At 71.5% G+C, this 11990-nt stretch carries 9 protein-coding genes; 6 read left to right on the forward strand and 3 right to left on the reverse strand.

From position 1 onward, the window contains the following. The first annotated feature begins 340 nt into the window (after nucleotides 1–340). Entirely contained in the window at nucleotides 341–1333 is a 993-nt protein-coding gene (locus AC07AZ_RS30955; protein ID WP_478853572.1) for a ParB and winged helix-turn-helix domain-containing protein, read from the forward strand. A 34-nt stretch (nucleotides 1334–1367) separates the two neighbouring features. On the opposite strand, the gene AC07AZ_RS30960 is transcribed toward AC07AZ_RS30955, so the two are convergent. The 3 genes from AC07AZ_RS30960 to AC07AZ_RS30970 are packed head-to-tail and all read right to left on the reverse strand — an operon-like array spanning nucleotide 1368 to nucleotide 5821. Next, on the reverse strand, nucleotides 1368–3383 hold the full coding sequence (locus AC07AZ_RS30960) for an ABC transporter ATP-binding protein (RefSeq protein ID WP_478853574.1): 2016 nt from the start codon (nucleotides 3381–3383) through the stop codon (nucleotides 1368–1370). A 38-nt stretch (nucleotides 3384–3421) separates the two neighbouring features. Next, entirely contained in the window at nucleotides 3422–4222 is an 801-nt protein-coding gene (locus AC07AZ_RS30965; protein WP_478853576.1) for an alpha/beta fold hydrolase, read from the reverse strand. A 9-nt stretch (nucleotides 4223–4231) separates the two neighbouring features. Then, nucleotides 4232–5821, reverse strand: coding sequence for an MBL fold metallo-hydrolase (locus AC07AZ_RS30970; protein ID WP_478853578.1), 1590 nt, complete (start codon nucleotides 5819–5821; stop codon nucleotides 4232–4234). A gap of 324 nt (nucleotides 5822–6145) precedes the next feature. Here AC07AZ_RS30970 and AC07AZ_RS30975 point away from each other — a divergent pair, with 324 nt between their 5' ends. The 5 genes from AC07AZ_RS30975 to AC07AZ_RS30995 are packed head-to-tail and all read left to right on the forward strand — an operon-like array spanning nucleotide 6146 to nucleotide 11897. Beyond that, nucleotides 6146–6364 (forward strand): MbtH family protein, encoded by a 219-nt coding sequence (locus AC07AZ_RS30975; RefSeq protein ID WP_327320529.1) that lies wholly within the window; start codon nucleotides 6146–6148, stop codon nucleotides 6362–6364. Between the two features lie 40 nt (nucleotides 6365–6404). Then, entirely contained in the window at nucleotides 6405–8186 is a 1782-nt protein-coding gene (locus AC07AZ_RS30980) for a fatty acyl-AMP ligase (RefSeq protein ID WP_478853581.1), read from the forward strand. Next, nucleotides 8183–9928: an acyl-CoA dehydrogenase family protein gene (locus AC07AZ_RS30985; protein WP_478853583.1), complete on the forward strand. Its 1746-nt coding sequence runs from the start codon at nucleotides 8183–8185 to the stop codon at nucleotides 9926–9928. Before AC07AZ_RS30980 ends, AC07AZ_RS30985 begins: the two co-directional genes overlap by 4 nt. Beyond that, entirely contained in the window at nucleotides 9925–11616 is a 1692-nt protein-coding gene (locus AC07AZ_RS30990) for an acyl-CoA dehydrogenase (RefSeq protein ID WP_478853585.1), read from the forward strand. The genes AC07AZ_RS30985 and AC07AZ_RS30990 overlap by 4 nt, the downstream gene beginning before the upstream one ends. Then, a complete protein-coding gene (locus AC07AZ_RS30995; RefSeq protein WP_478853587.1) occupies nucleotides 11613–11897 on the forward strand; it encodes an acyl carrier protein in 285 nt (94 codons plus the stop codon). Before AC07AZ_RS30990 ends, AC07AZ_RS30995 begins: the two co-directional genes overlap by 4 nt. Nucleotides 11898–11990 lie beyond the last annotated feature (93 nt).

The following is an 11990-nucleotide window of genomic DNA, read 5'->3' on the forward strand; positions in this document are numbered from 1 at the left end:
TCCATATCAAAGATCCGGATTGCGGCCGCGGGCCGGCTGAGTGATCGCCCTGACCGGTTTTGCCGCAGCCGTCCCGGCGCGGGCCGTTCCGGCCGCCCATTCGGACCGTTCAAGAGGGCGCAACCACGGCGGGAAGCCTCTACGCCCGCCCCTCGGGGCGAGGCGTCGAAGTGGTCTTCTTCGCGATGGCCGAGGCCGCTCCGGCGTCATTGGTCGACATTTCGGGACTGTGTCGGAGAGCGGTCAACGGATCAGCTCGTCTGCGCGGACTGGAAATCCGCGTGCGGCGGCTCCCGCTGACCAGACCCTCGATTGACCGGGTACAGGTAAGGAGACGGCCTTGGGGCAGAGGAAGAACGACGCCACGGCTCTGATACATCTGCTCCAGGGGTCCGGGGCGGCGCTTGGGGACTTCGGGGGGTCCGGCCGGGAGCCGGCGCGCGAGATCCGGGAGGTCCCGATCGCGCTGCTGGCACTCGGCGAGTCGCCCCGGCACGACGGCCATGACGCCGACCACGTGCTCCGGCTGGCCGAGACCGAGGAGCCGCTGCCGCCGGTGCTGGTCGACCGGCGCGGGCTGCGGGTGATCGACGGGTTCCACCGGGTCATGGCTGCCATGCTCAACGGCCGGGAGACCATCGAGGTCGAGTACTTCGACGGGTCCGAGGCGGACGCGTTCCTCCGGGCCGTCGAGGCGAACGTGCGGCACGGGCTCCCGCTGACCCGCGCCGACCGCCAGGCCGCCGTCGAACGCATCCTGGTTTCCCACCCGTATATGGCCGACCGGGCGATCGCCCAGGCCGCTGGGCTCGGGGCGAGGACGGTCGCAAGGATCCGGCAGCGGTCCCAGGACGCCGAGACGACGGAGCGGGTGGGCCTGGACGGCCGCGTGCGGCCGCTGGACCACGGGGCGAACCGGCGCGAGGTGGTGCGGCTTCTCCACGAGCGGCCGCGGGCCTCGCTGCGGGAGATCGCCCGGGCGGCGGGGGTGTCCCCGACGACGGTGGCCGACGTCCGTCGGCACCTCGACGAGGAGCCTGATCCGGTTTCACAGGCTGCGGCGGTGCCGAAGAAGGCACCGATGGTGCAGCCGGATTCCGCAGAGGTCCTGCAAAAGTTGATCCGTGACCCGTCGCTTCGCCACAAGGAGGACGGCCGGCGCCTTTTGTGCTTCCTCCAGCACGCGGCAGCGGTGGAGCAGGCGCGGACTGTTCTGATAGCCGCTGTACCGCCGCACTGCGCGGACTTGGTGCAGCAGCTCGCATTGCAGTATGCGAACACATGGTCGGGCTTCGCGGAGCAGCTGGCCGACGGCCGGGCATCCGTGGACTGACCTCGGCAGGACCGACGCGACGATGGGCCGCCGTTCACCGAACCGCGGGCCGGCGGTCGAATTGGGCCCTGTGGAGCTCCGCATACAGGTCGTCGGCAGCCAGCAGCTGCTCGTGGGTGCCGCGCTCGCGGATCCGGCCTCGGTCGACCACGAGGATCTGGTCGGCATCGCGGACCGTCGACAGTCGGTGGGCGATGACCAGCGACGTGCGGCCGGCCAGCGCGGTCTTCAGCGCTTCCTGGATCGCAGCCTCGGACTCCGAGTCCAGGTGCGCGGTCGCCTCGTCGAGCACCACGACCGGCGGGGACTTCAGAAGCAGCCGGACGAGGGAGATGCGCTGGCGCTCGCCGCCGGACAATCGGTGGCCCTGGTCGCCGACGACGGTGTCCAGGCCGTCGGGAAGGGATCGGACCAGATCCCAGATGTGCGCGGTCTCGCAGGCTTCGATGATGTCGCGTTCGCTCGCCTCGGGACACGCGTAGGCGAGGTTGGCGCGGATCGTGTCGTGGAACAGGTGCGCGTCCTGGGTGACCACGCCGACCGCCGCGTGCAGCGAAGTCGAGGTCAGGTCCCGGACGTCCCGGCCGCCGACCAGGACCGCCCCGGAGGTCGCCTCGTACAGGCGGGGCACGAGCTGGGTGATCGTCGTCTTGCCGCCGCCGGACGGGCCGACCAGCGCGGTCAGCCGTCCGGCCGGGGCGATGAAGCTGAGCTCGGTCAGGACCGGGCCGGTCGGCTCGTGCTCGGCGCCGCGTCCCGCGACGCCCTCCAGCGACACCAGGGACGTCTCGGCGGGCGAGGGATACCGGAAGCTGACGCGGTCGAACTCGATCTCGGGCGCGGCTCCGGCGGACCCGGCGTTTCCGGGGTTCCCCGCAGTCGCCACGATCCCCAGCGCGGTCGCGCCGGGCCGGTCGGCGATTGCTGGCTCGAGGTCCAGCACCTCGAAGACCCGCTCGAAGCTGACCAGCGCAGTCAGTGCCATCGACTGCATGTTCGTCAGCTGGTTCAGCGGGCCGTACAGGGCCATCAGCAGCGTGACCATCGCCACCAGCGTGCCGATCCGCAGCGAGCCGTGGATCACCAGGACGCCGCCCAGGCCGAACACCAGGGCGATGGTGAGCGAGGTGAGCAGGGAGCCGGTGACGGACAGCAGCCGGCTCAGGGCCCGGGCCCTGACCGCGACGTCGCGGATCACGCCGGCGCGTTCGGCGAACGCCGCCGACTCGGCCTCGGGGCGGCCGTAGAGCTTGGTGAGCAGCGCGCCGGAGACGTTGAAGCGTTCGTTCAGGGTCGAGCCGAGGTCCGCGTTGTGCTGCATCAGAACCCTGGTCAGGCGCTGGAGTCGACGGCCCGCGAACCTGGCCGGGACCAGCACACAGGGGATCATCAGCAACGCCGCGAGCGCGATGGGCCAGGACAGCCAGAACATCGACACGAGGACGAAGACCATGGTCAGCAGCGTGCCGACGGACTGCGACAGCAGGCTGGTCACCGCCTGCTGGGCGCCGATCACGTCCGTATTGAGGCGGCTGACGAGGGAGCCGGTCTGCGTGCGGGCGAAGAACGCCAGGGGCTGGCGCTGGACGTGGTCGAAGACGGACGTCCGCAGGTCGTAGATCAGGCCCTCGCCGATCTTTCCGGACAGGCGCGCCTGGAGGTACTCGGCGAGGGCGTCGACGGCGGCCAGGCCCACGGTGGCCAGGCACAGGGCGATGGTCAGGCCGACACGGCCGGGCACGATGCCGTCGTCGACGACGAGTTTGAGGATCAGCGGGCTCGCCGAGACGGCGACCGCGTTCACGGCGGACAGCGTCAGCAGAAGCGCCAGCCGGCGCCGGTGCCGGGCTGCGTAGGGCAGGATCCGCCGGATCGTGCCGGGCCGTGTCGGCCGGCGTGGCACCGGGCCGGCTGGGCCCGACTGCGACGATGGATCGATGCCCGCGGCTTCGGTGGCCACGTGTCCTCCTGGGGGTCGTCGGTCCGGGGCCCTATTCGGTTCGCTCGGGTCGGTGCTCGTCAGCGCTCCACGGCGGCCGACAGGGCTCATCAGTGTTCGCCGATGCGCGCCCGCCGCGCTGGCACGGGTCAGTGCGCGTCGAGGAAATCGACGATGGCCGCGTTGACCGCGTCCGGCTGTTCGAGGTGGCCTAGGTGGCCGCAGTTCGCCAGTTCCACGTAGTCGCAGTCGGGAATGGCCTCGGCGACTTCGCGGGCCAGATGCGGCGGGGTGATGAGGTCGTCCGCAAAGGCGATGACCCGGCAGGGGGCGGTGACGGCGGCGAGTGCCGCGCGCCGGTCCTGACCGGTCTCGACCCACGCCTGCCCGCCAGCCCCGAGGCCGCCGCCGGTGAGCTCGAAAAGGTCGAGCCAGGTCGCGGCCTCGGCGTCGGCGTTGAGGGTGGCGGGGGAGAACATCTGCTGCGCGGCGACCGCGGCCGCGTAAACCGGCGGGAGGCGTACGGCACCCTCTGAGAGGGAACGCTCTGCTGCGGCCAGCGCGCTGCGCGTCACGTCGGTGCGGGCCCGGGTGGCCAGCAAGACGGCGCAGCGCACCAGCCCGGGCGCGGCGACCGCCAGTTCCTGCGCGACCATCGAGCCCAACGACGTGCCCACGATCCGGCACGGCGCCAGGTCCAGGGCTTCGATCAGCCCGGCGGTGTCGGCGGTCAGGTCGGCCATCGAGTACTTGCCGTCGGGCGCGTCAGACGGCGGGACGCCGCGGTTGTCGAACACGATCGTCCGGTAGCCGGCCCGGTGCAGTGCCGGGGTCTGATGCATGGTCCAGGCCTGGCCTGAAGCGCCGGTGCCCATGATGAGCAGCACCGGCTCGCCGGCACCGGCCGTCGCGTACGACAGCCGGACGCCGTTGGTCTCCACGAAGGGCATGACAGGCCTCTACCAGCGCCACTGGCGCTTGTTGAACAGGTGCTCGGCGGTGATGTCCCGCTCCTTGCACCAGCCCAGGAATTCGTCGATCTGCTTGAGCTGGTAGGTGTCCTCGTTATAGGTCGTGGCCATGACGTGGCCCTGCCAGCTCTCCTCGCCCATGGCGTAGACGTACGCCTCGCCAGCACCCAGTTCGACCACGATGTCGCCGGCCTGCGCGGCATTGGAGCCGGACAGCTTGCGTGAGCTGCTCATCTTCTTGCTGACCGGCTTGGTCAGCAGGCCGCCGTAGAGCCAGGTCAGCGGCGCGCCATCGCACTCCATGCCGAGGAACGCCATGTCGGCCCGGCCGAGGTGCCCGCGGATGTAGCGGTAGAGGACCGGGTCGATCCCTGAGGAGTCGGCGCCGACGAACACCTTCTTGCCCGCGATGTCGACCCAGTACGTGGACTTGGCCCGGATGTCGAGGTCCGAGTGCTCGCCGAGGAACGGCGTCGCGGTCACCTTGCCGCCGGGGAAGGGGATCTCGTCGAAGTCGTCGACCTCCACGGCTGGCAGCCCGAGGTGCCTCAGGTAGAGGGCGATGTTGGGGTCTGGGAGGTTGCCGCGCGAGGACCGGGGCACCACGACCTTGTCGACCCGGCCGCGCAGCTGGAGCAGCGTCTCCAGGACGATGTGGTCTTGGTGGCCGTGCGTGATCAGCACCAGGTCGATGTGGTCCGGCAGGTCGTCCAGGGTGAACCGGTCGCCGCGGCGGTTGTCCGTGCTGATGAAGGGGTCGGTGACGATCGTCGCCTCGGCGCTCTGCAGCACCAGGCATGCGTGGCCGTAGTAGCGGATCCGGCCGCCGGACTCGATGTGCCGGTCCGGGGACAGGGACGGCCGATCGGTCAGCAGCCGGTCCAGCCAGACCGCCTGCGCGTCGGTCAGTTCCAGCGCCTCGCGGAGCCGCGTCGGGGAGATGGGCCGGATCCGTGAGGCGGTCAGCTCGCCTAGCCCCGCGTGGGTCAGCGGGAGATCGAGGTCCAGGACGTCCGGCCCGGGCAGGCGCGGCGTGCTCAGGATGAACGGCCGCTCCACGCCGTCGTCCAAGGAGAGCTGGAACGACTGGCGGCGGGAGTCGAACGCGGGGCTGCGGTACACGATCGGTTCCAGGAAGTGCAGCGACGGCTGGTTGCTGGTGTCGTAGGCCAGCTCCACCAGGCCGTTCAGCGCGGTCGGCAGCTTCGGATACAGCGGGGTCAGGTCGAAGCCGGTGGCGTTGTGCCGCACCAGTTCCTCGGCGTCGGCGACGGCCGCGGCGAACTGGAGCATCCCGGCGCGGTCACGCTTTATGGACGCGGTCAGTTCGGCGACCTCGTCCGCGCGGTCCTCGGGGATGTCGATGAAGTAGCCGCCGCGCAGGTCCGGGTTGTTGCTCGCCGCGATGTGCACCTGCGGCGACTGCAGGTACGACTCCAGCAGCGGCAGTTGGAGGAAAGCCAGGTTCATCGAGGCCTGCACCGGGGCCACCGTGTGCAGCCAGGCGTAGAAGCGGTCGACCAGCGGTTCGACGATCACGTTGGACCGGAGGTACTTCGGCACGCCGTCGTCACCCATGTGTTGCCTCCATCTCGAAGCGGGGGAATGCCTGCGCGGCCGGCGCCGGCGGAAGTCCTTCCATGACAGGGCCCTGCTGTTCCATGCGTCAAACAGGGCCCCGTCGTGGATCGCTCAGGGCTTTCACCAGTGGCTTTTCCTTAAGGGAGGTGTCCAAGAGCGGCACTGCCGCGCTTGGACGGCCCTGGCCAGCGCCCCTTGGAAGCGGCCCGGCGGCCGAGCGATAGTGGCACCGCATCCACCAACTCCGACGGACCGGCGCCCGCTTCGGGCTGCCCAGTGCGGCCCGCGGCGGCGCCGTCCATCGCTAGAAGGGACGACGTCGTGACGAACCCATTCGAGGACCCGGACGCCAGCTACCTGGTCCTGACCAACGACGAGGGCCAGCACTCGCTGTGGCCGCTGTTCGCCGAGGTGCCCGAGGGCTGGGCCGTGGTGTTCGGCGAGGCGGGCCGGCAGGAGTGCCTGGACTACATCGACAAGTCCTGGACCGACATGCGGCCCAAGAGCCTGATCGCCGCCATGCAGTCGGGCAACGCCTGAGCCGGGGCCGCCGCGGCTCGGACCCGAAGGAGACAGAGCCATGACATTCGATCTCGCCAGTCGCCACAACCTCGGCGACGCGTTCGAGGAACGGGTCGCCGCACGATCGGACGCCGTGGCGCTGACCCTTCACCGGGGCGCGGCGGCCGAACCGGAGAGCGTCACGTACGCCGAGCTCGCACGGCGGGCCCGGCTGCGGGCCTCCGCGCTGGCCGCGCGGCTCGCGCCGGGGAAGCGGGTGATCCTCGCCCTGCCTACGGGCATCGTGTTCGCGGAGTACTACCTGGGCTGCCTGATGGCCGGGCTCGTCTGTGTGCCGGTGCCCGCACCCGGCGGCTCGGCCCGTGCCGCGGAACGGATCACCGTCGTCGCGGCGGACTGCGACCCCGAACTGATCGTCGCCGCCGAGTCCGACGTCGCGGCGCTGGTCGACGGCTTAGCCGGAGCGGGTTCGGCCGCCACCGCCGTCGAGGCCGCCGCGCCGACCGGGCCCGGCGAAGCCGACGGCCTTCCCACCGACCGGCCGCGTCCGCACCGCGGCACGCCAGCCGTCATCCAGTACAGCTCCGGATCCACCGGGACTCCACGCGGCGTGGTCCTCGCCCACGGCACGATCCTGGACAACGTGCAGGCCATGCACGAGTCGGGCGGCATCGGACCCGACGACCGCTTCGGATCGTGGCTGCCGCTGCACCACGACATGGGCCTGTTCGCGATGCTGTCGGCTCCGCTCGTCTTCGGCGCGCCGCTCGCGCTGATGGCGCCCTCGGACTTCGTCCGGCGGCCGGTCGAGTGGCTGCGCATGCTGGACCGGTATCGCGTCACGGTCACCGCGGCCCCCGACTTCGCCTTCGACCTGTGTTCGCGCGCGATACCGGACGCCGCGATCGAGGGCCTGGATCTGTCGGAGCTCGATTTCCTCCTCGACGGATCCGAGCCGATCAACGCCGCGACGATGGCCGCGTTCAGCGCGCGGTTCGCCCGCGCCGGGCTGGGGCCGGACGTCATCGCCCCCTGCTACGGCATGGCCGAGTGCACGGCCTACGTCTCGGCCAAACCCCGTGCGGGACAGGTGACCGTGATGCAGGCGGATGTCGCGGCTCTGTCGCGGGCCAAGGGGCCAGAACTGCGCCCGACGGCTGTCGGCGTGGGCCGCGCCCTGGTCGGCTGCGGCATCCCCACCGGCGACGCCGCCATCGTCGACCCGGCCACGCGCCGCGCGCTCGCGCCAGGCCGGATCGGCGAGATATGGCTCCGGGTTCCCGGCATCGGCCTGGGCTACTGGGGTCATCCCGAACTCTCCGCCTGCACCTTCGACGTCCGGCTCGAAGACGCGGACGCCGAAGGCGCCGTCGGATCCGGCACCGGCGGCTGGCTGCGCACCGGCGACCTCGGCGCGCTCATCGACGGCCAGCTCTACATCACCGGCCGCTTGAAAGAGGTCCTCATCGTCCGCGGCCGCAACCTGTTCCCCCAGGACCTCGAACAGCACGCGCGCTCCGTCCACGAGGCGTTGGCCGGATTCGTCGGCGCGGCGTTCTCCGTACCGGCCCCGGACGAGCGGATCGTGCTGGTCCACGAGGTGAACCCGACCCTGCGGCCCGCGGAGTTCCCGGGTGTCGTGGCCGCCGTCGCCGACTGCCTCACGGTCGAGTTCGGGATCCCGGTCCGCAACATTCTGCTGGTGCGACGGGGCTCGATCCACCGCACCACCAGCGGTAAGGTCCAGCGGACCGCCATGCGTGAGCGCTTCCTGGCCGGGGAGATCACGGCCCTGCACACCGAACTCGAGCCCGCACTGCTCCGGGTCGGTGCGCCGTGAGCACGGAGTTCGCGGCACCGGCGGCCGGTCTCGCCGCCGCGTCCGACATCGCACTCGACGCCGCCCTGGGCGACCCCGAGGACTCGGCCAGAGTTTCGGCGGAACTCGACGAAGCCGAAGAGTTCCCCGCGCAGATGTGCGCGCGCCTCGACGCGTTCGGCCTCCCCGCCTACTACGTCCCCGCCGACCACGGCGGAGCCCTCGCCGACCATGAACAGCTGCTGAGACTGCAGCGGGTGGTGGCCCGCCGCGACCTGAGCGCCGCGGTAGCACACGGCAAGACCTATCTCGGCGCGGCCCCGGTCTGGGCCGTCGGCGCCCCCCGTCAGACCGCGGCGGTCTCCACCGCGGTCCGCTCCGGCGAGCCCTTCGCCTGGGCGCTCACCGAACCCGGCCACGGCGCCGACCTCGCCAACGGCGAGGTCACCGCGGTCCGGCGGACCGGCGGCTTCCTCCTGGACGGCACGAAGTGGCCGATCAACAACGCCACCCGCGCCGACCACCTCGTCGTCCTGGCCCGCACTGGCGACCCCGGCACCGCACGAGGCCACAGCCTCTTCCTCGTCGACAAGCGGCGACTGGCCCGTGCCACCTGGCGCGCGCTGCCCAAAGCCGCCACCCACGGCGTCCGCGGCATCGACATATCGGGCATCGAGTTCAGTGCCGCAAAGCTCTGCGACGCGGCGCTTCTGGGCCCCGAAGGTTCCGGCCTGGAGACAGTCCTGCGCACCCTGCAGCTCACCCGCACGATGTGCACAGCCCTCTCGCTCGGCGCCGGCGAACAGGCGCTGCGCCTGACATCCGGCTTCACCGCGACCAGGCTGATCCAGCGGACCCCTCTGGCGGACCGCCCGCGCACCCGCTCGATCGTCGCCCGCTGCGCCGCCCTGCTCGCAGCCACCGAAGCCGCGGCCAGCCTCAGCGCGCGCTCGATCCACAGCCTCACCGACGAACTCAGCGTCACCTCCGCGGTCGTGAAGGCCCTGGCCCCGACCCTGATCGACGCGGTCATCGCCGACCTCGCCGAACTGCTCGGGCTGCGCTCGTTCCTCACCGGTGAGTACGCGCACGGCGCGTTCCAGAAGCTGTGGCGCGACCACCACGTCGTCGCGATATTCGACGGCAGCACCCCGGTGAACCGCGCCGCGCTGATCCCGCAGTACGGCCGACTCGCCCGCGGCTTCGCCCGAGCCGACGTGGACACGGACGGCCTCGCCGAAGCCGCCGCCTTGGGCACCCGGCCGCGACGGCTCGATCACCGAGCGTTGACCCTGACCTCGCGCCGCGGCTGCTCGGTCGTCCAGTCGCTGCCGATACTGGCCGAGGCGCTCGCCGATCGGGGCGCCCCGGACGGCCTCGCCGAGCACGCGGCCGCCCTCGCCGCCACCGCCGCCGACATCGCCCTGCTCATGGGGGAGGCCAGGCCCTCGTCCCGGCCGCCGATGGCTGCGTATGAACTGGCCGGTGCCTACGAGCTCTGCTACGCCGGTGCCGCCTGCCTGCACCTGTGGGCGACGGGCGGTCCGTCGCGGGCCTCAGGACCGCTTTGGGACGACGGACTGTGGGCGCGCGCCGCCCTGCGTGCGCTGCGGGCCCGGATCGCCACGGTACTGCGGGCTCCCGCGCCCGAGCCGGAACCCGGCGACGCCACGATCGACTTTCGGCTGTCCGCCGTGATCGGTGAAGCGGTCGCAGTCGGCGCGGCGGTCACGCCGTTCGGAATCCCGGTGAGGACGCCATGAGCGCCAAGGACCTGGAGACCGTCCTCGGAAACCCTTATGACGACGCCAACCCGGTCGGGTACCGGGCGATCCTTGTCGCGGACGAACAGCGCGAGATGTCTGCCGAGGCCGAGAAACTGCTGGACGCCTGGTGCCTGAACGCTGAGTTCGTCCCGGCCGCGTACGGCGGCCGGTTCACCCGCGCCGACCGGCTCGCCGGCATCCTCAGGACCCTGTGGCGCCGGGACGCGGCGCTCGGCTCCGGCTACGGGTTCGCGTCGTTCCTGGCTTCCGTCAACGTCTGGACCGCCGGCACCGCGGACCAGCGCGGGAGCGTCGCCGAACGGCTCCTGGCCAACCAGCGCGTCGCCGCCGCATTCCACGAGCTGGACCACGGAAACGACATCGCGCACACGGGGTGCGCGGCGTCTCCGGCCGGATCCGGCTGGTCGCTGTCGGGCCGCAAGGAAGTGGTGGCGAACGTGCGCCGGGCCGAGACCCTCGTGGTCTTCGCCCGCACCGGCCCGGACGCCGGCCGCCGGAGCCACAGCCAGTTCCTCGTCGGCCGGGACGCCGTCCCGGCCGACCGGGTGCGCGACCTGCCCCGCGTCGGCACGTCCGGGATGCGCGGCCTGCAACTGGGCGGCATTGATTTCGCCGACTGCCCGATTCCGGCCGACGCCGTGATCGGCGACCCGGGACAGGGCATGGAGATCGCCCTGCGGGCCTACCAGGTGACGCGGGCCGTCCTGCCGGCCATGGCCCTCGGCTCGCTCGACACCGCGCTGCGCACCGCGCTCCACTTCGCCGCCGAACGCCGTCTTTACGGCGCCGCCGTCAGCGAACTGCCATACGTCCGCGCCGTCATCGCCCGCGCTCATGCCGACCTGCTCGCCGTCGAGGCCTTCTCCGGTGTCGTGGTCCGCGGACTGCACCTGGTTCCCGAATCCATGGCCGCCTACGCCGCGGCCGCCAAGTACCTGACCTCGCGGATCGTCCTGGACGCGGTCGAGGACCTGCGTTCGGTCCTGGGCGCCTCCGGCTATCTGCGACAGGGGCCTTACGCCATCTTCCAGAAGGTGGCCCGGGACGCGGCCCCGGCCACCTTCGTCCACATCTCACGCACGGCCTGCCTGATCACTCTGCTTCCGCAACTGCCCCGCCTGGCCCGCAAGTCCTGGCTCACGGGGCCACCCGCGCCTCCCGAGCTGTTCGACCTCGGCGCCGACCTGCCGAGCCTCGATTTCGATGCCCTGGTCGCAGCGATGGCGCGGACCGACGGCGTTCTCGGCACGCTCATCGAGACCGCCGAACTCGACGACGGCGGCCTCGCGACCCGCTTCGCCGCGCGATTCCGGGACGAACTACGAGTCCTGCGGGACGAGTGCATAGCCCTCGCACCCGGCGATCTCACTAGCGGCGCGGGCCCGGCCGCCTTCGACTTGGCAGACCGCTACACCGTGCTTCTGGCCGCGGCATCCGTGCTGGCGGTCTGGCGTCGTGGCGGGCCCCGGTACCCGGACGACCTGCTGCCCGGCGTCCTCGACCGCCTTGCCGCCCGCCTGCGCGGCCCGGCGTTGCTCACCGCGGGCGAACGCGAGCAGGCCGAGTACGCCTTGTTCGCAGCCGCAGGCCTCCGGCACGGCGAGCACCAGCTCTTCGATCCGACCGCCCAGGCGACGCCGGGCTGTGGGAAGGACACGCCATGACCACGACCGAACCGCGTTCCAACCAGCCGCTGCACGACGAGATGCGGGCCTGGATCATCGAGCGCATCTCCTACTACCTCCCCGACCTCGCCGGGCAAATCGGTCCGCAGACCGCGCTCGCGGGCCGGGGGTTGGACTCCGTCTACGCCGTGGCGCTGTGCGGCGAGATCGAGGACACCTGGCTGCTGACCGTGGAACCCACCTTGATCTGGGACGTCGACACCGTCGAGGCCCTTGCTGAGCGTGTCGTCGCCCTGATCGACGAGCAGCACCCGGACTGACAGTCGGCCCGTCCCCCTCCCCGGCCCTCGCGGGCGTCCGATTCCTGATCCTCTCCGGCCCCGCCGGCGATTCGAGCGAGAGAGGTACGCGTG

The sequence above is a fragment of the Streptomyces sp. NPDC043878 genome (genome assembly GCF_056435735.1).